At 36.3% G+C, this 25,930-nt stretch carries 21 protein-coding genes; 8 read left to right on the top strand and 13 right to left on the bottom strand.

Annotated features, from left to right (window positions below; all coding sequences use genetic code 11):
• Nucleotides 1–86: 86 nt before the first annotated feature.
• On the bottom strand, nt 87–1,328 hold the full coding sequence (locus CACET_RS10765) for a cytochrome c biogenesis ResB family protein (protein WP_044825046.1): 1,242 nt from the start codon (nt 1,326–1,328) through the stop codon (nt 87–89).
• Between the two features lie 106 nt (nt 1,329–1,434).
• On the bottom strand, nt 1,435–2,721 hold the full coding sequence (locus CACET_RS10770; protein ID WP_044825045.1) for an ammonia-forming cytochrome c nitrite reductase subunit c552: 1,287 nt from the start codon (nt 2,719–2,721) through the stop codon (nt 1,435–1,437).
• A 326-nt stretch (nt 2,722–3,047) separates the two neighbouring features.
• Between CACET_RS10770 and CACET_RS10775 the strand changes: the two genes are divergently transcribed.
• The 4 genes from CACET_RS10775 (at nt 3,048) to thiD (ending at nt 7,137) form a co-directional block, all read left to right on the top strand.
• The gene (locus CACET_RS10775) at nt 3,048–4,793 is read left to right on the top strand and encodes a flavin monoamine oxidase family protein (RefSeq protein ID WP_044825044.1); all 1,746 of its coding nucleotides are present in this window, start codon (nt 3,048–3,050) and stop codon (nt 4,791–4,793) included.
• 279 nt (nt 4,794–5,072) lie between these two features.
• Complete coding sequence (gene thiE, locus CACET_RS10780; protein ID WP_044825043.1) at nt 5,073–5,696, top strand: thiamine phosphate synthase; 624 nt, start codon at nt 5,073–5,075, stop codon at nt 5,694–5,696.
• On the top strand, nt 5,684–6,340 hold the full coding sequence (locus tag CACET_RS10785) for an MtnX-like HAD-IB family phosphatase (protein WP_044825042.1): 657 nt from the start codon (nt 5,684–5,686) through the stop codon (nt 6,338–6,340). The genes thiE and CACET_RS10785 overlap by 13 nt, the downstream gene beginning before the upstream one ends.
• Nucleotides 6,337–7,137 carry a bifunctional hydroxymethylpyrimidine kinase/phosphomethylpyrimidine kinase gene (gene thiD, locus CACET_RS10790; RefSeq protein WP_044825041.1) on the top strand — a complete coding sequence of 267 codons (801 nt, stop codon included), beginning with the start codon at nt 6,337–6,339 and terminating at the stop codon, nt 7,135–7,137. The genes CACET_RS10785 and thiD overlap by 4 nt, the downstream gene beginning before the upstream one ends.
• Nucleotides 7,138–7,277: 140 nt before the next feature.
• Here thiD and CACET_RS10795 read toward each other — a convergent pair whose 3' ends face one another.
• The 8 genes from CACET_RS10795 to CACET_RS10835 all read right to left on the bottom strand — a co-directional run bounded on the left by CACET_RS10795 (nt 7,278) and on the right by CACET_RS10835 (nt 13,167).
• A complete protein-coding gene (locus CACET_RS10795; protein WP_044825040.1) occupies nt 7,278–7,967 on the bottom strand; it encodes a manganese catalase family protein in 690 nt (229 codons plus the stop codon).
• A gap of 71 nt (nt 7,968–8,038) precedes the next feature.
• On the bottom strand, nt 8,039–8,248 hold the full coding sequence (locus tag CACET_RS10800; protein ID WP_044825039.1) for a DUF1653 domain-containing protein: 210 nt from the start codon (nt 8,246–8,248) through the stop codon (nt 8,039–8,041).
• Between the two features lie 79 nt (nt 8,249–8,327).
• Nucleotides 8,328–8,537, bottom strand: coding sequence for a hypothetical protein (locus tag CACET_RS10805; protein WP_044825038.1), 210 nt, complete (start codon nt 8,535–8,537; stop codon nt 8,328–8,330).
• 403 nt (nt 8,538–8,940) lie between these two features.
• Nucleotides 8,941–10,209, bottom strand: coding sequence for an ABC transporter permease (locus CACET_RS19480; protein WP_044825037.1), 1,269 nt, complete (start codon nt 10,207–10,209; stop codon nt 8,941–8,943).
• A gap of 12 nt (nt 10,210–10,221) precedes the next feature.
• Nucleotides 10,222–10,938 carry an ABC transporter ATP-binding protein gene (locus tag CACET_RS10820; RefSeq protein ID WP_044825036.1) on the bottom strand — a complete coding sequence of 239 codons (717 nt, stop codon included), beginning with the start codon at nt 10,936–10,938 and terminating at the stop codon, nt 10,222–10,224.
• A gap of 70 nt (nt 10,939–11,008) precedes the next feature.
• Nucleotides 11,009–12,202: an ABC transporter permease gene (locus CACET_RS10825; RefSeq protein WP_044825035.1), complete on the bottom strand. Its 1,194-nt coding sequence runs from the start codon at nt 12,200–12,202 to the stop codon at nt 11,009–11,011.
• A gap of 36 nt (nt 12,203–12,238) precedes the next feature.
• Complete coding sequence (locus tag CACET_RS10830; protein ID WP_044825034.1) at nt 12,239–12,559, bottom strand: hypothetical protein; 321 nt, start codon at nt 12,557–12,559, stop codon at nt 12,239–12,241.
• A gap of 26 nt (nt 12,560–12,585) precedes the next feature.
• A complete protein-coding gene (locus tag CACET_RS10835) occupies nt 12,586–13,167 on the bottom strand; it encodes a Fe-S-containing protein (RefSeq protein ID WP_044825033.1) in 582 nt (193 codons plus the stop codon).
• Nucleotides 13,168–13,923: 756 nt separating this feature from the next.
• Between CACET_RS10835 and CACET_RS10840 the strand changes: the two genes are divergently transcribed.
• The 3 genes from CACET_RS10840 (at nt 13,924) to ccsB (ending at nt 17,476) form a co-directional block, all read left to right on the top strand.
• Nucleotides 13,924–15,138 (top strand): ammonia-forming cytochrome c nitrite reductase subunit c552, encoded by a 1,215-nt coding sequence (locus tag CACET_RS10840; RefSeq protein ID WP_052661452.1) that lies wholly within the window; start codon nt 13,924–13,926, stop codon nt 15,136–15,138.
• A 200-nt stretch (nt 15,139–15,338) separates the two neighbouring features.
• Nucleotides 15,339–16,628 carry a cytochrome c biogenesis ResB family protein gene (locus CACET_RS10845; protein ID WP_044825032.1) on the top strand — a complete coding sequence of 430 codons (1,290 nt, stop codon included), beginning with the start codon at nt 15,339–15,341 and terminating at the stop codon, nt 16,626–16,628.
• Nucleotides 16,629–16,645: 17 nt separating this feature from the next.
• Complete coding sequence (gene ccsB, locus CACET_RS10850) at nt 16,646–17,476, top strand: c-type cytochrome biogenesis protein CcsB (RefSeq protein ID WP_044825031.1); 831 nt, start codon at nt 16,646–16,648, stop codon at nt 17,474–17,476.
• 53 nt (nt 17,477–17,529) lie between these two features.
• On the opposite strand, the gene CACET_RS10855 is transcribed toward ccsB, so the two are convergent.
• Nucleotides 17,530–19,629 carry a catalase gene (locus tag CACET_RS10855; RefSeq protein WP_044825030.1) on the bottom strand — a complete coding sequence of 700 codons (2,100 nt, stop codon included), beginning with the start codon at nt 19,627–19,629 and terminating at the stop codon, nt 17,530–17,532.
• Between the two features lie 219 nt (nt 19,630–19,848).
• A complete protein-coding gene (locus tag CACET_RS10860) occupies nt 19,849–20,565 on the bottom strand; it encodes a TVP38/TMEM64 family protein (RefSeq protein ID WP_082058208.1) in 717 nt (238 codons plus the stop codon).
• A gap of 229 nt (nt 20,566–20,794) precedes the next feature.
• Here CACET_RS10860 and CACET_RS10865 point away from each other — a divergent pair, with 229 nt between their 5' ends.
• Nucleotides 20,795–22,021 carry an EAL domain-containing protein gene (locus tag CACET_RS10865; protein WP_052661451.1) on the top strand — a complete coding sequence of 409 codons (1,227 nt, stop codon included), beginning with the start codon at nt 20,795–20,797 and terminating at the stop codon, nt 22,019–22,021.
• A gap of 152 nt (nt 22,022–22,173) precedes the next feature.
• On the opposite strand, the gene pglX is transcribed toward CACET_RS10865, so the two are convergent.
• Nucleotides 22,174–25,809, bottom strand: coding sequence for a BREX-1 system adenine-specific DNA-methyltransferase PglX (gene pglX, locus CACET_RS10870; RefSeq protein WP_044825028.1), 3,636 nt, complete (start codon nt 25,807–25,809; stop codon nt 22,174–22,176).
• Nucleotides 25,810–25,930 lie beyond the last annotated feature (121 nt).

Here is a 25,930-nt window from a genome sequence, read left to right on the forward strand (position 1 = left end):
ACCAAGTAATTTCATTTCTTAATTAATTACTTTTTTGATTTTTCTAAGTATACGGTCAATATTTTTTAATTCTTATCAAAATTTCTCTATACACTGATATTCTTACCAAAAATCTGAAGCTCTTTTTCCCCCTGGATTACAATCAATTCCTTGGGTTTTCTGTAGAAGCATAAAATTAGCCCAAGCATGATCAATAGAGAACCTATGGCTGCCCCTATCTTACCCTTCATCCTGTTCACTTGAAGGTAGGTATACATTTGAGGCTCTTCGAATACAAAGGTAACATCCTGCCAATGAATGGGCTCTCCTATAGCGGCTACATTCATAGCAACCCTTTGTCCCATAAAGAAAAGGGAGTAGAGTACCTTAGGATTATTCGGCTGATTTGAGACACTTAGTATACCATTTTCTGTGGATCGAAAATCAGGATAAAATTTTCGAAACTCAATTGCCAACATGCCTCCTTCATCTGCTATACCCGTTGTTTCGTAAAGCACATCCTCCTTAATCAATTCATCTTCTCTATATATTTTTATATTGGTGGCCCACCCAGTTGCTGATTGGTAAAAAGCATATCCATCATGCCTCATAGGACGATTTACATAAATATCTGATGATTTAAGTGGATTTCCCTCGGGGTTTTTCAAGTCTACATGGGAGATATATTGCCTTACTGAACCATCTTCCCTATAATCTATATTAAAGTCGTGGATAGCTACATAGTAGTTTGTTCCTTGTACCGCCTTGGTTTCTCCAGGTACACCATAAACATAGCTGGTAAAATAAGTAAATTGACCATAAGCATAAAATACGATGGTGAGCAACACACCCAAATGAATAAACCATGAACCTAAATGTCCTATTTGGCTTTTCTTACTATAGTATATTGTTTTATTATTGTCTTTTTTTACTGGCTTAAACCTACTAAATCCATAGCTTTTAAAAATTTCCTTAAATATTTTCTTCTCATCGATTTCATTTTGTATTTCATTTGAAGCTATCCTATCCATTGTCTTGGGATTGGGGATTGCCTTAGCTTTTTGTATGATACTGCTAAATCTAGAAACACTACATAAAAGTAGATTTAAACACAAAGCACCGAATAATATAATAAAATACGGTGAATGGTATAAGTCGTCTATCTTAAACATTAAAATTCCCTTTGCAATTGTTTGAGAATAGTTATGCTCATAAAAACCCACGTCTCTGCCCTGGGGTACTAGAGAGCCTAGTACAGAAAAAACCCCTAAAATCCCTAGTAATACTAAACCAAACTTCATAGATCTTAAAAGATCTATGGTTCCTCTAGCTTTTTTTTCTCTTTTCATCTCATCACGTCCTCATAATTTTATGAAATTAACCATCTATACTAATATAAAACTACCACTATCTAAAAAAGGATTTTGATAGTGGTAGATAATGATGACTTGTTATCTACTGCTGTTCAGCTAAAATATCTAAAGCCTCTTGGGCAAATTCTTTAGCCTGTTCTAAAGCTTCTCTAGCCTTTGATGCATGATGGAAACCGGTAGAGTTTTCCACCATCACAAAATCCCAACGATACTGTGCTTTTCTATGTAAGTCCCAAAGTTGTTGCACAGTCTCCTCATCTAAATCCCGCTCTTCCAATGCTGCTGCAAAATCCTCTATAAGCTTTACAATCATATCGCTGACTTCCACCTGCATGGCATCTATTTCTTTTTGTATCTCTTCTGTTTCAGCTATAATAGCTTCTCCATCTGCATGACATCTTCCACAGGATTCTTCAACGGTTTTTAGCGGACTTTTTGCCCAGTGAGATTTATAGGTTTCTCCTTCTTCTTCTACAGTTGGCATGTGGCAATCTGCACAACTGATCCCTAGCCTGTCATGAACACTACCTGTATACATTTCAAACTCTGGATGTTGTACCTTAATAAGAGGTGTCCCTGTTCTTGGATGTTTCCAGTCATAAAAGCCTCTTTCATCAAAATAAGCTTCAATCTCCTCTACCCCCAAACCATTGTCCCAAGGTAAAACTACTTCTCTGGTTTCTGGATCAAAGTAATATTCCACATGACATTGTGCACAAGCCATCGTTCCTGCTGGCGGTTCCTGTTCCAACTTTGTTAAACCCACTGCAAGATGTGGAGCAGTCACTTGTATATTTTCTCCTGGCTCATTTCTATGACAGCTATAGCAACTAATAGCGTTGTCTACTCCCTGCACTGTTTCATGGAAATCCATTGTAAATAAATCTTGTCCATGCTCTACAAATAATTTTTCATATTCACCTGTTTTACAAGCTAAACAAGAAGCTCCTGGTTTAGGTCTAGCAGTATTAATTACATCCTCTAAAGCATAATAGTGCCCCCTAGCTACAAAATATTCTTTTGAAAATCCTATGCCATCATAAAGTATCTTTATATTAGGATACTTTTCTAAATAATCCACAGGATGTAGTCCTCCTAAAGTACTATCCTCTACTGTATTATCTCCCATTCTAGAGGTTCTTAAAAAAGATTCATAAATCATAGGGTATTCTTCTTGCCAGTGAGCCGCCTCTATAATCATATCTTCTGGAGCCGGTACTTCCCCCAATGGTACTTGAGGATCACGAGGTTCTTCAGTAGGAGCTTCACCTGGCGGTTCTTCCTCCTGCTGCCTTGCACAACCTATGTTGCTAACTACCATCGTCAACACCATTACACAAATCAACAGTATGTTGATATATCTCTTCATTCTCTTTTCTCCCTTCCTATAATCTTCAACTTATAGCTTATTATTTGTCAAATGAGGAAATTCTATAATAACTTTTGCAAATTTTTTAATTTAATTGCATCCCAATCCAATTATTCATAAAATTTCTACCAAAGTTTTAACTATCGCCTAGAAGGATTCTTACTACTATTTTATTGAAATTCTATATCTTGCGATTTGTGCCTTCTTTGCTTTAAGAAGAGTGTATCGAGATGTAAAGCAATATCAATGGTTTTTTTATAAATATTTGTGATAAATAAGTCATATATATTAACATTACTTATTTAGTAAATAAAGGAGGACAATAAATGGTAATGCTCCCACTTCAACCCCACAACCCTACTACCGAGGAACGCTATGCAATGGTACGCTTTGCATTGGAAATGGAAAACCGTCCTGAAGATTTTGGAAATGTTATTTCTCTACTGAATCCTCCCCCCGATATCACTACTATTCGTCCCCCTGGTTCTTGCAAACCCATAAAAGTAGCTGTTTTGGGAGGAGGTGCCGCAGGTTTATCGGCAGCTTTTGAACTTAGAAAACTCGGAGTACATACCACCATATTTGAGGCACAAGAAGATCGAATCGGTGGTAGAATCTATACTTATTATTTTGACAAAGAAAAACAGTTTTATGGCGAGCTTGGAGCTATGCGCTTCCCTGCTAGTCACAATGTCATGTGGCATTATATGAATCTTTTTAAGCTAGATAGTCGTCCCTTTATACAAACCAATGAAAATGCCTTTATTTATGTAAGAGGTGTACGGGTTAGAAATGATCCTGACGGCAGAGGTGTACAAAGATGTATCTATCCAAAGTTTGATATGACACAGCAAGAAAGACAGCTATCATGGCAGCAGCTAGAGGGCATCGCCTTTGAAGAACCTTTGCTAGCCATTCCTCCAGAAATCAGAAAAGAAATTTTGCAAATAAAGCCTTTTTATAGTCCACAAATAAACATTGCAGATTTTTTTAATATTCGCCAAAGCATGGAAAAGGCTGGGTTAAGTGATGGTGCTATAGCAATGCTAAGCAATGTCAACCCATCTACTGGTGGATTTCTTTATAAAAGTTTTTTTGAGATATTGATGGAAATCTACGGGGTTAACTTTTCCTTTATGTATGAAATTCCTGGCGGTATGGCAAAGTTTTCTGAAGCCTTTCAATCTTCTCTCCTTGAGGACTGTCCTGAGGATCACTATTCTAATATTTCTCCTGATGACCTAGGAAGAGTTGATTTTAAGCTTGGACACAAAATTATGGCCCTTAGTCAATGTAAACCAGATGGATCTGTAACTGTTCAATATCAAGTAAAGAATAGCCCCTCTATCCAACAGGAGGATTTTGATTTTGTTATTTGCACCCTTCCCTTCTCTAGTTTAAGACAAGTGAAATTAGAACCTTTGTTTAGCAGTAACAAAATGCAAGCCATTAGAATCTTAAGCTATATAGATGCTCAAAAAACTGCTTGTTTCTTAAAAAATCGTTTCTGGGAAATGGAACCTAAACAAATCATCGGTGGTAGTTCCTCAACAGATTTACCTATCAACAGTATTTGGTATCCCTCTAATGACGCTCATAGGCTGCAGGAAGAATTTAGAAATACTTCTAAGAAAAGTTATCATGATGACTATTGTTATCAATGGGGTACTTCCTCTGATTCCTCTAAAATCCCTGGGGTCTTACTAGCTTCTTATAACTGGGGCCAAGATGCTGAAAGATTAGGAAGTATTCCTGAGCCCTTCCGAATTTATTATATAAAAAGACAGGTAGAAGAGGTACATGGTCTGTATCCCGGAAGTCTAGATCCTTTATTAATCGATCATAAAACTGTGCATTGGAACACAGAGCCTTGGTTCTGGGGAGCTTACTCCTTCTATTCTCCTAGCGAGCATAGACTGTTTTCCCAAGTAGCTATAACACCAGAATATAACAATAGAGTCTTTTTTGCTGGTGAGCATGTTTCTGTCTCCAGAGCATGGATTCAAGGTTCATTGCAGACTGGTATGATGGCAGCTAATGCAGTAGCAAAATGTTGTAATGAGATTCTTTAAGAAACACCCTTCAAGTTGACAGTTTACAAGGGTTAGTGCTATACTAAGATCAAGTAATTTCCTCAAGTGGGATTTTGGAAGTTTTCATGCCAAACTCTTAGATTCAAGACTTTTTGATACAAGTGAAAGAATCTAACTTAGTAAATATTTCATCATTACGTAAATTTGAGATATACCCTCTAGAGGATGAAAAAGGATTTTTTTTGCACCTCCCATTAAAGTTGGGTGGTGCTTTTGATTTAACTAATGAAGAGGAAACTATAAAGGAGGAAAATTTAAGTGACTATAGATTACAGTTTGTATTTGATCACAGATCGTTATTTAGTAGGAAGCAAAGATTTTTTCGATGCAGTTGCTAAGGCTTTGCAGGGTGGCGTCACACTGCTACAGGTAAGGGAAAAAAACATTAGCTCCAAAGAATTTTATGATATTGGTTTAAAACTTAAGGAAATTACTAGAGAATTTAATGTACCTCTCATTGTTAATGATCGACTGGATATTGCTTTAGCAATAGATGCTGATGGCTTACATATAGGGGAAGATGACTTACCCATTGAAGTAGCAAGAAGATTATTAGGAAAAAATAAAATTTTAGGTTGTTCTGCCTCTACTGTAGAGGAAGCACTTTATGCTGAAAAAATGGGGGCCAATTACTTAGGTACAGGGGCCGTGTTTCCTACAGATAGTAAAAAAGATGCAGGGGCTGCTATTGGCTTAACAAAACTCCAAGAGGTTGTAGAAAGTGTTGAAATTCCTGTTATAGGTATCGGTGGCGTTTCTGTTAAAAATGCAGCATCGGTAAAGTCTACCGGTGCCAGTGGTATTGCTCTTATATCTGCTATCCTCTCACAGGAAGATACCTATCAAGCTGCTAAGGAGTTAATCGCTCTATGGAAAAAGTAAATTATGCTTTCTTTGTAGACTTTGATGGTACCATTACAAAACGAGATGTATGTGAAGCTATCATCATGCAGCTGGCAGATAGTGGCTGGGAAGAAATTAATAAAAAATGGGAAACCAAAGAATTATCTACATTAGAATGTGCTAAAGAAACCTTTAAGTTATTTACAAGGAAAGATCCAGAAGCCTTTAGAGAAATTGCAGATACTATAGAGATTGAGGAAGGGTTTAAAGATTTCGTAACCTATTGTCAAGCAAAAGGCTATCCTGTGTATATTTTAAGTGACGGCTATGATTATTATATTGAATATATACTGAATAAAGAGGGTTTCACCTTGCCCTATTATGCTAACCAACTAACTTTTTCTACCTCCATCGAAGTAACTGCTCCTTATAGCTCAAAGCACTGTAATTTATGCGGCGTATGTAAAACCAATTTGATGGAGCAACTAAAAAAAAGCTCAGAGAAAAGTATTTATATCGGTGACGGTTCTTCTGACTTTTGTCCTGTAGAAAAAGCCGATTACGTATTTGCCAAAAAAAAGCTTTTAGATCATTGTTTAACTTTAGGAAGACAGGTTTATGGTTTTGACAACTTTAATGATATATTAAATCAAATGCAATATCTGGAGGAGGAACAAAAATGAAGCATTTGTTAACAATTGCTGGCTCTGATTGTAGTGGCGGAGCTGGTATCCAAGCAGATTTAAAAACCTTTTCAGCTCTAGGCACCTATGGGATGAGTGTTATTACAGCTATTACCGCTCAAAATACGCAAGGGGTAGATGCTATTGTAGAGATTGATAACACTATGGTAAAAGCACAAATTGATGCTATTTTTAAGGATATTGCTGTGCATGCAGTTAAGGTGGGTATGGTTTCTAATAGAGAAATTATTGCTCAGATCAGCAAATCTCTATTGGAATGGCTTCCTCCTTTTGTTGTAGTGGACCCTGTGATGGTTTCCACAAGCGGTCATCACCTATTAAAACCAGAGGCAAAAACTACTTTGATAGAAGATTTATTCCCTATTGCAACAATAATTACCCCTAATATTCCTGAAGCAGAGGTGATATTAGATAGAAAAATTGATGATATTGAAGATATGGAAGAAGCAGCTAAAGCCATCTATAATTTAGGACCTAAGGGTGTCTTGGTAAAGGGAGGTCATTTGCTAGGGGATGCTGTTGATGTATTTTTTGACGGCACAACAATCACAAAATTCACTTCCCCAAGAATTCATAAAACCAATACCCATGGTACTGGGTGTACCCTTTCTTCAGCGATTGCCACACATCTTGCCCTAGAATTTGATTTGTTAACTTCTATTAGAAAATCCAAGGATTATGTAACAAAGGCTATTGATTGCGGACTGGAAATCGGCAAAGGAGATGGACCTTTACATCATTTTCATCATCTATATCCTTCTATTGATACCGATTAAAAACAACATAAAAAATGGCCTCATCGCTACGTCACTTTGAGTCCATTTTTTTAGTATTCAGTTGTAATCGTTTTACTAAACACACTTAAAAGTTACCCTCTACACTAAGTCTTGAAGTTCAATCTCTACTAAAACCCATCTTAATGAGGCTGTTGTCCTGGGTCTTGAAAACTTGGTGGTGTAGGGTTAGGTGCTTCAAATCCATTGCTTCTAGGAGAAGGATTTGATAGATTAAAGTAAAGTTTAGAATCTGGCGTCACTCCAAAATCTCTGTTGGAAGCAGTATCCTGTATTCTATTTAGTGCTTCCCTAAACATAGCATTATGGGCTTCTTCCCTATTCAATAGAAAATCTATTGTTTCTCTTACATACTTGTCCTTAATTTGTCGATATAAGTACTCATAAACTACTTTAGCTCTTTGTTCTGCCGCTATATTTGATAACAAATCTGCCGCTAGATCTCCCGTTACATTGACATAATTGGCTGTCCAAGGCTCTCCAGAAGCATTGGTTAGCATAGGTGCTAGTCCACCTAACACTTGATTCTGAACAACCCCCGATGTAACTTGCTCTACCTTCAAGTCATGTCCATTTAATAAGGTAATGGTTTGTGCCACCATCTCCATATGACTTAGCTCTTCCGCTCCAATATCTAGAAATAAATCTTTGATATCAGGATCCTTTACACGAAAGCTCTGGGAAAGATATTGCATAGCAGCCTTAAGTTCTCCATTAGGTCCCCCCAATTGCTCCTGTAATAAAGCAGCATACTGAGGGTTAGGAGCTTCGATTTTTACTTCCCGCATCATTTTTTTATCATGATTAAACATACTAATCACCTCCAATAGTTAGTATGATCAAAATTTTTTATATTATTTAATGAGGAAAGAATAAAAATCTATTAATCACACACTTGAAATCTGTTCACTAATTTTCCATCAACCTCCACCTGCTCTAGAAACATAGCAAGAGGTCTCACCCATATACCTTGTTCCCCATACAAAGCCTGATATACAACAAGTTCCTCCATTGTTTCAGAATGTTTTGCTATATGTAACACCAAGTATTCTTTTCCTTTAAAGTGCCTATACTTTTTACCTATTTTGCACATTTTCCTCACTTCCTTCTAGAAGAATATGGACACCGCTAGAATATATTTTCTCCAGTGTCCCTCAAAACCCCTTTCTAATTTAAATCAACACATCTTCCTTTTGAATGACTTTTTTTCTACTTGCACAGTCTTCGCAGAGTATTTCTTTTGGTCCTCCTTGACTATCAAGCAACTTTCCACATTCACTGCACATGATACAACAACAGCTGGCAATCTCCGATGAAGTTTTTATTATAGGTTTACCTTCGTAGCTATAACCGATAACCATTTTTTCTTTATCATCCTTCAAGCCGAATCACCTCCTAAGGTATTTTTTACTATATTATATGCACTTGTAAACTTTTTTGCTGTTCTAAAAACCAATATATTTTCTAATAACTTCATTATTTAGAAAACCCAGAAAAAACGCTATCTTAAATCTTTGCAAGTCAGTGTAAGGTAGCGGATGTAACATACTTATTGCAACTTATATAGTAATCATTAGCGTTAACTTAAACCCTAATTTGTCATCCTGAGGGGAGCAAAGCGGAGTCGAAGGATCTTAGTATTAGTAAAATGACAGTTCAAGAGAATTTTGGTAATAATTATGTTAAGTTAACGCCTATGATATAGTAATATAGTTACATAATATTTTTATGGTCTCTCATATTTTCCTGAGATAATACCCATGAAGCATAAAAAGACTCTTTTTCTTAGATGAAGCGTAGTGCTTCTACTGGATCCTGTCTTGCTGCTTGATAAGCTGGATAAAGACTGGAAAGCAGTCCAACCAACACCGCTACTCCTATAGAAATCACCAAAAGATCTACTCTCCACGGTATCGTAATATTCATATTTGCAAAAAAAGGCCCTCCATAGCGGGCTATCAATGTCCCACCTAAAAATCCTATAAAACCTCCCATGATACTAATTAGGACGCCTTCCAATAAAATCATCTTGGTAATGTGGGATTTACGAAAACCTAAAGCTCGAAACACACCAATTTCTCGTGTTCGTTCCCGTACAGAAGCAGCCATGGTCAAACCTACTACCAACATTCCTACAAGAAGTACCAATAATGATATCGCTGTCCCAAAACGTACCAATCGCATCAGCATCTCATCCCGCCTTAAGGTTTCCTGACGAAGGCTGGTGATATGGGCATGAGGAAGAGTTTCATTGATCTCTGCAAGTAAGGACTCTTCAGACCCTGCTAGGTAATCAACCGCCATTTCGATTGCTGTTATTTCATCAGGACGATTTAAAAACTTCTGAGCTGCCGCAAGGTTCATGAAAATCTGCTGATCTTCTGTAGAACCACTTTCCATCAAAATTCCGTAAACTTCTAGCTCTTTACCTGAAAGAGTTAGAAGGTCTCCCTCCATCAATCCTAAAGATTTTGCTACAGCGGAACCAAGGACGATCTGTTCATCAGAAGGATTAAATCCTTCTAAATCTTGTCGGGCAAGATCAATGGCTTCAAAGTCCATTTTTTTATCATCTTCAACTGCTTGTGCCTTTTGCATCTCCTCTTCCATCTTTGGCAATTGACTTTTATCCTTCAGCCTAAGCCAAGGCTTTAATAAAAACTCTTCTTGTAAGTTGGCACCTACTACAATAACCTTCTGCTCATGATCTAAACTACCTAAACCTAAAAGTTTTGGAGCTATTACTCTAACCATATTCCTTGAAGCAAGCCCCTCAATTGCCTCTACATCACTTATCGTTAGCTGCTCTACATCATACATAATTTCTGGAAGAGTTATACCACCATAGGAAAAAGTCAATCCACCAGCTTCTGGTGTAATGACAATATTTACCCCAAACTCCGCCGCCTGACGGGTCATTTCCATTTTCATGGCATCTACCACACCATAGACAGATACTATGGTGGCAATACCAATAGCCAGCCCCAAAAGAACAAAGAGCATTTTTGCTTTTCTGCGGCGGAGGTTATTTAATGTTATATGATAAAGTTGCATTTTATCCCTCCATTAGTTTTTCTTATTAGAAACCATTTGAAGGACGCCTTCTTGATCTGACAATATCCTTCCATCCTTCACCATGATGGTGCGACCCATATAACGAGTATTATCAGGGTTATGGGTAACCATAAGAATTGTCAATCCATCTTCCCTTAATTTCTGAAAGAGTTCCATAATTTCGTCACCGGTTTTTGTATCTAGACTACCAGTAGGTTCATCTGCTAATAAAAGAGGCGGAGCGTTTACAATTGCTCTGGCAATGGCTACCCTTTCCTGTTCTCCTCCCGAAAGTTGATTAGGCAGCCGTTTCATTTTATTGGCTAATCCTACCCTTTGAAGGGCGTCTTCTGCCATTTCCCATTTTTCCTTTTTTGATCGTTTGGTGGTTGTCAAAGGAAGCATGACATTCTCATGGGCTGTCAAGTAGGGAATTAATTGAAACTGCTGAAAAACAAATCCCAGATACTCCCGTCTAAAATCAGCTCGCCTCTCCTGTGATAGCTTATAAATATCGATGCCATCTATTTCAATAATGCCAGAAGTGGGGGGATTCAACGCTCCTATAATAGATAAAAGTGTACTTTTACCAGAACCAGAATGTCCCATTACACTGACAGATTCTCCTTTTTTAATGTCTAATGTTATAGAATGTAGCGCTTGAACTTCCTCACCCATAGACTTATATACTTTTTTAATATCTCTCAACGAGATCATTATTTCAGACATAATTGTCCTCCTTTACTATGTTGTCTATACTTTGAATCCTTGTATATCTTTCGCTTTTATACTTAGCCTATTAAATGAAACGCAGCGCCTCCACTGGGTCAAGTGCTGCAGCCTTCAAGGCTGGATAAATACTACTGCAAATGGCTAATCCTGTAGAAAGGGCTACAGCAGGTAACATTAGTTGAGGTTGTAGAGAAATATCTCCTTGGATTTGTGCTAAATATGGACCAGCATAAATAGCAATAAGGCTGCCTAAAATATACCCTAATAAACCTGCTAAAATGCTAACCATTCCCGCTTCTAAGAAAATAACCTGCATAATATGTCTTCGACGAAAACCAATAGCTCTAAAAATCCCTATTTCTCTAGTCCTCTCATTTACAGAAGATAGCATAGTAATTAACACCACTAAGGCTGCAACCAATAAAACCATACCTGACAAAGCAAAGCCAAAAACTGAAAACTGTTCAATTGTTTCTTCACGGAAAAGAGCTGCTTGCCGCATAGGGATTGCACGGGCATTTGGTAAAGCTTCTTCCAAACCCATGGCTATTTCTTCTATAGGACAACTATTACAATAGGCTGAAATTTCTATCATAGACAAAGCTTGCGGCTTATTAAGCAGATTTTGAACCACTGTTAAATTAGCATAAATCAATCCATCTTCTTCACTACCCAATTCATTTAAAACACCAAATACTTTGAAGCTTTGACCTTTAATAGTTAACTGATCTCCAGCTTGTAGGTCTAAAGTTACAGCAGCAGAACTACCCAAAATCAAACCATCTTCTGGTACATCAAGAAGAGCTAAATCCCCTACTTTTTCTCCTGAAGCTAATCCCTCTTGTTGTTGCAAAGAAAACCAGGGTTTTTGTGTAAATTCCTGTCTTGTTTCTACACCCACCATAAGTGCCTTTTGATCCTCAATCTCTACAGCACTTACTAATTTTGGAGACACAATATTAATATATTCTGCCACTGAAGATGTATAAATTTTAGGTATATCCTCCATAGTAAGTTCCTGTACATCAAAGGTCAGATCCGAGGTAATGGTATTATCATAATGAAGCTCCTCAGATCGGGGAAGAAGGATAGCATTTGCACCGAATTCATCAATTCTATCTCCTAAATCCAAGTGCATAGCATCAATAATGTTTAAAACTCCCACTACAGTAGCCACCCCTACAACTAAACCAAACATTAGAAACAACATTTTCACTCTTCGGCGTTTTAAATTATTTAAAGCAATTTGAAAAATATTCATTTCTTCACTCCCATCCAATCACTAATATGGGTAATTCTATGAAATTTCTTGCATCTGACCGTTGGCATAGATCATCTTCATAATCAGTTCCCCATCTTTATAAATATGCACCTCTCTATGGCAGCCAAAATTCCTTACAACTGCCTTTACTTCCTCTGAATCCTCTATCTCCCCATAATTTTCAACATAATATTCTAAAGCTGCTGCACTAAGGGTCCCTTCATTGGGCCCAAATATGCTGTTACCCCCTGGAAATACAAACTTCATGCCTACAAAGATTATTAGTGCAACTATAATCAGCTGACCATACTTCCATATATCAAAACCTTGTTTCCCATCCTGCTTATTGCTATCCATTACTTCAGCCCCCTTCTTAAGGAATACTACGTACGTACTCTCCAGCTTAAAACTTCCTCTAGGTCAATCATGATTGTTTCATCCTGTACTAATGGATTCATATTTACAGGAGGATATGAGCCACATGCAGAGGAGCCAGAAATAAATTTATGATTCTCAATATCATAGGTAGTACGGCATGTGTCACATACAAGGGTATCGCCTGCAAGGGAGAATGTCCTACCTCGGCAAGGTTCACACATACTACTACCAGCAAACACACGACCTGAAGGTGTGATATATGCCATTAAAGGAACCAGTTCCTGTTGATCATTTTCTACTTCAAAGAAAACGATGTTGTTTTTATCCACATCATCTAAAGATATTTTAATCTGTCCATCTTCAATAACAGGTTCTACAGCAGTCATGGAGATAAATTCTCCTATATAAGATCGAGAAGCTGCCACTGCATCACCAAAATACTCTCCCTCGTCCTGCCCATTGGGCCCAAAAGCTACAAATAATATTACTGCTGCTATGACAACACTAGACACTGCTAGAATCCATGGTAATTTACTTTTTGGAGCCTGTGTAAATTGTTCTTTTTTACTAGGTAATTTCTTTGACATGCTTAATTCCTCCTCATAGTCTTATTAGATTCCTACTTTTTAAATATACGCTGCTCCTCCGGTTTCCCTATACTTCAGTTTACTGAAGTGAGGTCACTGTATTATTTTAATACTACACCTACTATCGTACTTTTCACCTCCAGACTGCTTTTTTGTATGTTTTGTCATCTACAAGCTGTTTTATACTAAAACTTTACATATAGTTGCAATAAAACTTTTACAACTCTTTCCAACAACTGTGGTTTTTCCTACACCTAATTGTATCTTATAACACTTTTTCTTTAGAATTTTACAGTTACTATGAAGGCTGATACCCTTTTAAAGCTTATCATAACTATTTGTATACAAATAACCTACAGATGAAACTTCTTATACCAACTTATAAACACTTCTATTTTTAATGCAATATTCATGCCAAAAATATTTTGCTCTACTTTTTTAAAATCTCTCAAGTACTTTAAGAACTACATAATCTTGAAGTCATTAGATTTAAAAATTTTAAAAACCTCAGTAATTTATATAATTTATATTGAGAAATAGAAAATTCCTATAATTTTTTATAATTTTTTATTATAATGGTAAAAACAGGGTATGTATATTATTGATTTATAGATGTACGCCTTTAAAGTTCAATTTTAATATACATTTCGCCCCAAGATAGTCGTCTGCAAATGCAACGCTTAGTATATTAAAATTTAGGGTGTACATCTATATCTATTCTCAATAAGTATCCTAGAAAGGAGGTGAAAAGAAAACATGAAGATTCAACCAAAAAAAAATCCATGGTTTGCTATCATAGCAATGGTTGCTCTTTCTCTGGTAGCTGTTTTAGTTTTTGAAATAGCCATAGATAAACCGCCGGAGGGAATTGTTTATGCAGAAGATTGGGCACAACAATATCCACTCCAATATCAGAGCTATTTAAAAAATGCAGAAATGGAGAAAACAACTTTTGGAGGCTCTGAACCCTATGATTACCTGGAAAAGTACCCGAACCTTTTAGTATTATACGATGGTGTGGGCTTTAGCAAAGAATATTTAAGGGCTAGGGGGCATGTATACGCTTTAGAAGATGTTATACATACAGCAAGACCAAAACCAGGCGCTAGTTGTTTAAGCTGTAAAACCCCTGATTATGTAGCTATGATCAATGAGCTGGGCAGTGAAGTACATGCAATGAATTTTGAAGAAATTGCAGCACAAGCTATTAGTCCCATTAGTTGTTATGACTGTCATAAAAATACCCCTGGAGAACCTGTAATTACACGGGATCATCTAACAGTAGCATTAGAAAAAGTAGAAATGGACTTCAAAATGGGTGACCTTACCTGTGCACAATGCCACGTTGAGTATTATCTACATCCTGAAACAAAGGAAGTTATTCTTCCTTGGGATAACGGTATCACTGTAGCTGGTATGGAAAAAACCTTTGATGACATAGGCTACTATGATTGGATTCATCCTACTACAGGAACTCCCCTTCTGAAGGTGCAGCATCCTGAGTTTGAGACTTACCAAGGAAGCCTTCATAGCAGTATGGGCTTAAGTTGTATCGATTGCCATATGCCAGATATGAGTAACGATGATGGTGATTTATTTAGTTCTCATCATTGGACCAGTCCACTAAAAAGTATTCAAGAATCTTGTATGGGTTGTCATACAGGAACCCCTGATGCATTAGTAACACGGGTTGAAACGATTCAAGCTGAGATTGAATCTACTACAAACCAAGTCAGCGATTTGATTGTTGAATTAATTGATGAAATTACTAAAGCTGTTGAAAGTGGAGAACACACTGAGGAATTTTTAGACTTAGCAAGAGACTACCATCGTAAAGCTCAATGGAGATGGGACTTTGTTTTTGTAGAAAATGCTACAGGTTTCCACAATCCTCAATTCGCTCGTGACACCTTAGCCGAAGCCCGTATGTATGCTGAAAAAGGATTAGAATTGTTCCGACAAGAACTATAAGTGTCAAGAGGATTCCATCACCTAACAGATTAAAAAATATTAACCATTTCCAAACTGTTTAAATTGCTTCCGCTTCAAGCTACAAAAAAACTTAGCAAAGATGCTGAGCTTTTGAAGTAGTGAGAAATACGGAGGATTTTCAACAGTCTGGGGGCTATTTTAATAGCCCCCTTTATATGACATGAAAGGAGCACAAGGCGATGAAACAGAACAGTGTTTTAAAAGAATTTTGGAAGGCTCTTCATTCCATGAAGTTTGGAATTATTCTATTGCTTCTCATTGGTATATCTTCTATTGCAGGAACAATGATTCCTCAAAATAATCCATTACCATTCTACGAAAGACAGTATAGTTCCCTGATCTATACCCTGATTACTACTTTAAGCCTACATGATGTCTATGCCTCATGGTGGTTTATTACAATGATGGTTGTACTTTCTGCCAATCTAACTTTATGTAGCATTATCCGTTTACCAATGCTTATAAAGCAGATGACCCAATCACCTGAATTGCAATGGGAGCTGAAAAGAAAAAATTATCTGATTAAAAAGGAATTAGATCAAGATATAGATGTTGAAAAATTTTTCAAACAGGCAAGGTTCTCTAGAATAAAAAAGCTTCAAACAAAGGACGGCATGTACTATTGGAGCTATAAAAATAGATTTGGTGTTTTAGGATCTTGGTTAACACATGTGGGATTATTGATCATTATTGTATCCTATATGTTTGGGCAAATTGCTGGATTTGAAACCTATGTTTATGGCGTACCTGGTATGAAAGAAAAGGTAGAAAATACGCCATACGAAATACAGATAGATAACTTTGAAATACAATTTCGAGAAGATCATAGCGTTAACCAATATATCAGTGAAATCACTGTGCTTGATGCTGTCACCGGCAAGCAACTGAAATCAGGGGAACTTTCAGTGAATCATCCTTTTAGAATGAAGGATTTTAGTATTTATCAAAATGGTACCGGTTGGGCTGTAGACATGGTTTTAAAACGAGAGGATCAGGTAATAGCAGAGCGTATTCTGTATCAAAGCGAAATCCATGTAGATGATCATCAAAGAATTGCTCTTCAATTTGTAAATTTTTATCCTGATTATCACAGCTCCATGGGTAGACCCTTTACAATTAGCCCCTATCCTAATAACCCTCAGTTACTTTACACTGTTTTTTATGAGGGCGTACGAGCGGATATGGGTGTAGTTGCTATGGGGGAAACCATTGAATGGGAAGAATATACCTTCACCATAGGAAATCCGAGACAGTTTACTCTCCTACAGATAACAAAGGACCCTGGTATCCTTGGTGCTAAGGTAGGTGGCTTTTTACTGCTTCTAGGCATACTCTTTGCCTTTTACTTTCAACCAAGACAGCTAAAAGCTTTAAAAAGAGAGGATGGGCAAGTTGTGTTGTGGGCAGATACAAACAAGGATCAGGAAAACTATAAGGAACAAATTCAGCAGCTTCTACAAACTATATAATGAATGGAGGATCAATCATGGAAACACAAAATCTACTGCAGCTTGAAAATAGCTTTTTTAATATTGCTATATCTACTTATATTATCACAATGGTATTATACTTTTTGTTTTTTGTTATGAAGAATGAGAAGATCGGAATATACGCTACTTTCTTAATTAAGGTAGCCTTTGTCTTACATACCTTAGCCATTGCAGCCCGAGGTGTTGGAGCGGAGCGGGTACCTTTAACAAATCAGTATGAATTTGCAACAAGCTTTGCTTGGGGGATTGCCCTATGCTTTATAATTTTTGAACATAGATATCATTTCAGAGCCATGGGAACCTTTGTTACCCCAATCATTTTTCTTATCATAGGTTATGCGGCAATGCAATCAAAAGACGTCCGTCCTTTAATGCCGGCTTTGCAGAGTTATTGGCTTGCACTTCATGTAGCTACAGCAGTTATTAGTTACGGAGCCTTTGGTGTAGCCTGCGGTGTTTCCTGTATGTACCTATTAAAGGATAAGTTTAAAAAAGATGAATTTATCAGTAAACATATGCCTACTTTAGAAAAGCTGGATGCCATCAGTTATAGGGCAACTGCCTTAGGATTTTTATTTCTTACTTTAGTTATTGTCACTGGTGCTATTTGGGCAGAACAGGCTTGGGGAAGGTATTGGGCATGGGACCCTAAGGAAACTTGGTCCTTTATCACTTGGATTATCTACTCAGTTTATCTTCACCTAAGATTAACAAAGGGATGGAGAGGAAAAAAGGCTGCTTTATTTAGTGTAATAGGCTTTGCTTGTGTGTTATTTACTTATATAGGTGTCAATACACTATTACCTAGTATACACAGTTATGCTTAGAAGAATTAAGAAGCAAGTACCCATAACGCATACTGTTATGGGTACTTTAAAGACTAAGCAGGAATCATTTGTTTTTTATTCTGACGAATCCAATGACGATGTTGTGCAATAGCATGGATAAATTCCTTAGCAAAGTCCTTCATATCCGTAGCATTTCTTATTGTTACCACACCCATCTCAGTGATTACCTGTGCTTGTGTATCTGCACCAGCCATAGCCACCCCTTGTATGGCAGAAGTCATCAAGAGATCTATGCCCTCATTAGTAGCTCCGATTGTCTTTGCATGTTTGAAAGTTTCGTTGATAAAGTGCAGTGCTTCACCCTGCATCACTAAAGTATTTATACTTTGTTGACCTCCAGGTATATAAAGCGCATCATACTTAATAGATCCAGTGGTCACATAGTTTTTTCCAACCTCCAGCTGTTGTCCGTCAACACTTGTAAGCATACCTAGATTTTTACTAATGATTTCTGAATGTACACCGGCAGCCGTTAGTGCTTCCATCACTTGGCTTACTTCCTGGTGATTGTATCCATTTTCCAACAGTATAGCAACTTTCCTGGTTCCAGCAGTTTTAATGGTATTCTCTTGACTTACTGTTGGAGATGAAGCTGCACTCCCACTGCTTTTAGGATTTGCCGGCGGTGTAGCACCTACGCCAGCAGCAATCTGAACAGCTAGTTGTCCATCTACATTATTAAACATGTCTACCACCCACTGCTTAATTTGCTGATCCATAACACTTCCTACCTCAAAGTGAAAAGCTTCTATGATATGTTGTTTTTCTGCAGTAGACATACTGTTCCAGAAAAGAGTAGCCTGACTAAAATGATCCTGAAAACTTTCACTACGTTGACGAACCTTTTTACCCTCTACCTTCTCTTCATAATGAACATATCCCCCCTCTGCTTCCGTAGCAGGCGTTGGTGCATTTCCCTGAAGGGAGTTTGGAGAATAACTAACAGAGCTACGGTCAATTGTCATACGATGATAACCATCTCTTTGATTATTATGTATTGGAGCTACAGGTCGATTAATAGGTATCTCATGGAAATTAGGTCCTCCTAAGCGGATAAGTTGTGTATCCAAGTAAGAAAACAACCTTCCCTGCAACAGAGGATCGTTACTAAAATCTATCCCTGGTACCACATGCCCAGGATGAAATGCCACCTGCTCTGTTTCAGCAAAGAAATTATCTACATTACCATCTAGCGTCATCTTACCGATTCGTTTGACAGGGATCATTTCTTCTGGCCAAATTTTAGTAGGGTCTAGAATATCAAAATCAAAATTAAACTCTTCCTCCTCCTCTATCATCTGTACCCCTAACTCGTATTCAGGGTAGGAGCCCATGTTGATGGCATCCCATAGGTCACGTCTGTGATAATCTGGGTCTTTACCCGCTAACTTTTGGGCCTCATCCCAAACCAAAGAATGTACCCCCAATAAAGGCTTCCAGTGAAACTTAACAAAACGTGCCTTTCCTTGCTGGTTAACGAATCTAAAGGTATTGACCCCAAATCCCTCCATCATTCGATAACTTCTTGGAATGGCCCTATCTGATAACAGCCACATAATCATGTGGGCAGTCTCTGGGGTATTGACAACAAAATCCCAAAAGGTGTCATGGGCAGCAGATGCCTGGGGAATTTCGTTGTGAGGCTCTGGCTTAATAGCATGTACCACATCAGGAAACTTAATGGCATCCTGAATAAAAAACACAGGAATATTGTTTCCTACAAGATCGTAGTTGCCTTCTTCAGTATAAAATTTCGTAGCAAACCCCCGTACATCCCGCACAGTATCAGCTGAACCACGGGAACCTACCACAGTAGAAAAACGTACGAAAACTGGGGTTTTCACAGATGGGTCCTGTAGAAATTTCGCCTTAGTAAACTCTGCCATAGATTCATAGACTTGAAAGTAGCCATGCACGCCGAAGCCTCGAGCATGAACTACACGCTCTGGAATCCGTTCATGGTCGAAATGTGTGAGTTTTTCTCTAAAGTGGAAATCCTCCATCAGTGTCGGTCCTCGATTACCTGCCTTTAGAGAGTCGTCGGTGTTGGAAACACGTACCCCTTGATTTGTAGTAAGAAGTTCTTCACCATGACTTTTGCGATAGGGTTCCAATTGTTGGTTTTTGTCCATTTTTTTCCTCCCTTTCAAACCGAGTTTCAAGATATCTTAAGTACTATATTGTTTATTGATACCTTTACTATACGGTAACAATTTTGGTTAATTTTTACACCATTAGTTTTGATTGCTCCACCTTATTCTATACTGGTATTTATTGGTGAAATTTATGTCAATGCATTTCACCCCATAGAAAGTTTAAAGAGACTGCCATAGGACAGTCCCTTACTTTTCTTATTCTTTTTCAAAGCATACTACTTTACTTTTTTGCGTTAAGACTTTTTTTAATATGTATACTAAAACATAATAACAGCCAACGAAGAAAATAGGTAAAATTAATTCCGTTGGATTCTCCTGAATCCTTAGAGATTTAGCAAAGAAATAACTATACATGAAGGTACCAGGAATCATACCTAAAAAGCTAGCCAACATATATTTCTTGAAGGATATATACGTCACCCCTAGTAGGTAATTCGTCAAAGCGAAGGGAATAAAGTACATGTTTCTCAGCAAGAAAATATAAGTAAAACTAAGGTCTTTTCTTCCTTCTAAACAATTCCTTATTTTGGGACTTAATTTATGCTTAAAGAATCTATTATATAGATGATTTACTACTTCTCTACCCAAAAACCTAGCAATAAGAAAGGAAATACCACAACTGATTGTTGCAGCTAAAAGACCATACATAAATCCCCTGCCTACACCAAAATAAATTCCTCCCAATGCCTTCATCCAAGAGATGGGTATACATAAAATACTGATCACTACAGTTACACCAACAAATATACCATCTATATTTTTATAATTAGTAAGTTCATTGAAAAAATTTATTAGATCATCTTTGCTTTGTACTGGTAACAATCGATTGATATATAAACAAAGTGAGAAAATTAAAATTAATAAAATTGCTTTAAAGATCTTGATAGTATTGTTCAAATTCAGCACCTTCATTGCTTGTCATATATTTTTTACTGTATATCTTCTATTTTGTAGAAATTTGTTTGATAATGTTTTTCATTTATATACTATTATAATAATATATAAGTCATCTTTTGTCAAAACTAATAATTTACTGAAATTTAATCTATTCTTAAAGAAAGTCTGCCATCTTTTTTATATAATAAAAATACAATAAAGGTACAGTTATTCAGATAAATACTATCAAAGGAGTAATCTATCTATGGCAATGGCAGTTGTTAAAAATAATTTAAAACAAGAATATCTTAACATACTTAAAAATGGAGAAATCACGACTTCTTTTCAACCAATTATTTCCTTAAAAGATGGTGCCATTTTAGGTTATGAGGCTTTAAGTCGCGGACCAATAAACAGCCACTTTTATTATCCCGATGAATTGTTCCATTATGCTAAAAAAGTTAATAAAGTATGGGAATTAGACCTACTCTGTCGCTTAAGAGCCATCGAAAAAGCAAAGAGCATTGTCGGTGATAAGCTGCTATTTATTAATATTGATTCTGATATTATCAAAGATTCCAAGTTTAAAAAGGGATTTACAAAAGAATTTCTCAAAGATCATAATATTGATTCTGACCATGTGATCTTTGAGCTTACTGAGCATACTGCAGTAGTTGATTATAAGGTATTTAATCAAGTTCTTGAAAACTATCGTCATCAAGGCTATCGAATTGCTATAGATGATGCAGGAGATGGCTACTCTGGCCTGCGGCTTATGACAGAAATTCGACCTCACTTCATAAAAATCGATATGTCCCTTATTCGGGATATCGATAAAGATATGATAAAGAGGGAGTTGCTAAAAAGTTTCCATCAATTTTCACGAATAACAAATATTCAAGTAATTGCTGAAGGCATTGAAACCTATGAAGAGCTTAAAACCTTGATTGAAATTGGTATTCCTTATGGCCAAGGCTACTACATTCAACGTCCCTCTGAGGATTTCGTTGCTATTCCTTCTAAGTTAAAAGAAGAAATTGGACAGCTGAACCACCAAAACAAAAAAATCCAACGACATCCCACTATCTTGACCATCGGAGTGTTGAAGCGTCGTGATTTTCCTTTACAATATAATAATACTTGTCATCAAGCCAACGACATCTTCAGTGAATCCTATAATTTACAGGGGATTGTAGTAGTAAAAGAAAAGCATCCCGTGGGTCTCATTATGCGTCATAAGTTTTATTACCAAATGCAAAAAGAAGCTAATCGAAACAATTTCCTATCACGCCCTCTTAGTACTGTCATGGATCATTCCCCCTTAGTGCTTGATCATTCTCTAAACATTAAGGATGCTTCAACTATAGCCATGTCTAGAGAGGAAAGCAAGGTCTACGATTATATTATTGTAACAGAAGGTGAAGAGTATAAAGGCATTGTTCCTATTGCATGTCTATTAAATGCTTTTACTACAATAAAATATATAGGATAACTTTATTTTCTACAACCAATCACTGGATATTAGATATTATTGGATATTATAGATAAAGAAGCTTCTTAACAAATCATCTAACTTGTTAATCAGCTTCTTCCTTAATTTATAGATTATCATCATCTCATTTTACAGCTTATTGTACAAAAAATTTATATCCTAGCCAAAAGGTCAGCTGTAGGTGATTTTTTTCCTTCTTCTTGAGGAATCTTTATTCCTTGAAATTTACTGTAATTTGCTTGTACTCCCTCATCTAGATCAATCTGTATTTTCTGATTCGCTACATGAGCCATTACTTGATCATACATACAACACTGCATTATTTGTTTATTTATATTGTCTTTTCTTTTAAGGGTAGCAGCCTTTTCTTTTATTGATAGCTCAGATGCAAGAAGGAGGTCTAATCGCTTTACCTCCGCTTCATATTTTTTTTGCAATTTATGAAGATAATCTGTTCTTACCCTTGCTACCGTTGAAATGTCATACCGATGCATATAAATAAGTGCCTTAAAACCATTTTCTTTTCCACTATCAAATAACCAGTAAATAGGACGCTTATTGTAGGTTTTTATATGATCGTTGTAAAAATCTTTTAAGAAGTATCTTCTTATAACTTGTCTTGATGTCTCATTAGGTTTCTTACCTAAGGTTTCAGCCAGGTAGTTCAGGTTTTCTTCTAATGCTTCTTCCCCAAAGCTTACTTTTATAAACGCTACAAATCTGTTTAATAGGTCATCTTCAAAATAATCCTCATCTGCTACTAAAATAATGTTGTCCTTAGTTACATCTATCGATGACCTTCTCCAGCCTTGACTGGTATGAATTTTTACTTCTCTCTCTTCTACCTTAAATTTATCATTAAATTCTCCTCCTGCGTAAATCAAACCCTCTTCATCTAAGGAATAGCGACCAAACATACAGCCTACTGCATAGGAAATAAAAGATTTCATATCCTCTTCTCTATCTGCCCTTCTTATGGTAATATCCTGAGCCTTCACTTCTGGTGAAAATTCATCTTTCAAGTCATAAGCTTCAATAAATATTCTATTTAATTCTTCTTCATATGATTTTAATTCATCAAATCGTCTATTTGTATCCTCTATCCATTCCTCAAAAGCATTTTCTATCTTATTTGCTTGCTGATTACTTTTTATTGCTGCATAACTTAATAAGGGATGGTGGTTAAAGTCCCATGAGGTCTCATAGAAATCCCAGTCTTTTTGGGCGATTTCAATACATTTAGAAACCAATACTTTGATAGATTGAATTTTTTCCTTTTCTAAGATTACAGGAATATTTTTTATATCTCCTACTTGTATATTGATGGTGGGATTTAAAATATCTATGTAATGCTTTGATAACTTAGAAGCCATCAAACCTAAAATATAAAATAACTTTTCTCCTTCAATAAAGATCATTGATCCAGCAACATCAAAAATAAATCCATTTGGTGTAAATCTAGGCCCTAAATCTTTTCCGATAAATGTATAAGTAATTCCTTGTTTAAAATAAAATTTTTCATTTTTTATCGTTCTGGAATAACTACCATATAATTTTTTTGCATATTCTTTTACTTCTTCTCCATGATTTGCCCAATTAATTACAAACTCATTATTTCCGTACCACTTTCTGTAGCCCCCACCCTTATTATAAGGTACCCACTTCAGGGGAAAATCTTCTAAAAGCATTGAAGGAAATTGTATCTTACAAACACTGACTTCATACCATAACCTAAGAAATCTATTGTTATCAGATGTTGCCATACCTTGGCGAGGTTTTGCGATTTCTTCTAATTTCCTTCCTTTCAAAAATGTTTTTATTGTTTTTTCGCTAGCCCAAAAAGCTATCTTATTATCTGGTATGCTTTTAAACAAATCAGTATTCAGCACATGAAGATTCTTGGAAAAACTTTTCTTTATCCTTTCTGTCTTTTCTTCCTTTTGGAATGCATCAAAATCCTTATCTAATTTTAAGAAGCTTGTGTTATACTTATTATCATCTTTCCTTATAACAAAAGTACTAATAGCCACAGATGCATCCTTAAACCCATCATCTGGCAGCTGTATTAAACTGGTTAATTGATAATTATTTATAATCAGTTCCCTTAAATTTTTATAGGATGAAATGTATTGCCATACATTTGGTGTCATTAAACCCATAAAACCTGATGCTTTTGTATAATCTATATTTTTAACAATAAAAACTGAAAAAAGATCATACTTATATGCTTGAAAATGATCTTCTATATACTTTTTAAGTTTATCATTTAGCCTCCTTAGTCCGCTATAGGGAGGATTTGCCACCACTACATCATACTTTTCACTCATGATCTTAGCCTGTTTAATAAGTCTTGGAAATTTTTCTAGAATGATTCCTCTATACTGCATATAAAACAGATCTATGATTTCGCCTTTTTTCATCTCTTCTAGTATATTTTCAATGGCATGAAAATCTATTGTCTTCACGTCTAATATAGAACCATAGTCTTTTGCATCCTGAAAGGTTTTTAACAAATATTCAGCATCCTTCTTGTATTGTTGCTTGTCTTCTGTTTGTTGTAAATGCAAGTCACTCCTATCAAAATATTCTATGACTTCCTTAGGAATATCATTACTTTCTTGAATAGAACAGATATTTAAATCAATCTTTTTTCTAAAAATCCTTCTATTCTTACTTCTAGCCTTCATCAACAATGCAAAGGCGGCCAACTGTCCTGCCCGATCGTCTATATCTAGTCCATATAAATTTTTCTCTAAAATCAATTGAGGAATGTCTCTTTCGGAATAATTAGCCTTTAAATAGATATCGTATAATACATCAAAGGCATAAACTAAGATATGTCCACTGCCCATAGCAGGGTCCAATACTTTTATTTCCTCTGGGTTCAAATTAGGATTTTTAAGTACATCTAACTTTTTTTGTACCTCTGGGTCCTGGGAAGCCTCTTTTAAGTAAAATTTCCACTGGGATTCTAATGCTTCATCTGGATGAGATTCTAGCCAAAGCTTTCCTAAAGAGTTTTCTACCATGTATTTTACAATCCACTTTGGTGTAAATAATTGGGTAGCAGCTGGGATATTCTCCTTTGTAATTTTCTTATTCTTCTTTAAATCTGCAAATACTTCATCCTTCTTCTCCGAAATATAGTATTGATACAACCACCCGATGATCTCTACTTGGTCTTTATAATCTTCTTCATCAATAGATTCTACTAAATCTCTAACTACAGAACCTTTTGTCAATAAGTAGTCCGGCAAGAGAAGTTCTGTATCATCAGCTATTTTTTCAAATACCATGGGCATAATCTCACCCAGCTGATTGCACTGTTTAATAAGAAGGTATTTGTATAAGTCCTCTGCATCATTTGCATCCATGAGTTTATAAACCAGCTCTTGATCAAGATCCAACTCTGTGTTTAGAGCTTCCTTTAGAATATCTGGCTCCCCTCTTCCCTCCGAAGAGGACAAAACCCTTACATCTAAGTACCCATTGATCTCCATAAAACGAAGAGCAATAAAACGATTAAACCATGTATAAGCTACCTCCTCCATAACCTGTTGGAATCCTTTTTCCTTGATCTTAGCTATTAATTTTTCCCTTTGTTTTTCTTCATATTTTTTATAAACTTTACTATTTTCTAGACCCTTGATTCTAAAACCACCTTCAAAGGCCTCAATACCCTTGATTCCATTCTCAGCAATCCCTAGCTCATAAGCTTTTTGGATGATATTCTCAATCAACTTCTTCCTTGCCCTAACAGCAAAGTTTCTAATAGCAGTTTTGTTCATATATCCTTACTCCTCTTGATCTTCAGATTCATTTTCATTGTCTTTGTCGTGATGTCTTATTCATCCTGCTTTCATTTATAGGTTCATTATATCATTTTATATTAGTCATTGTTTTATAATT

This window comes from Clostridium aceticum (assembly GCF_001042715.1).
In the GTDB taxonomy this organism is placed as follows: Bacteria; Bacillota; Clostridia; order Peptostreptococcales; family Natronincolaceae; genus Andreesenella; species Andreesenella acetica.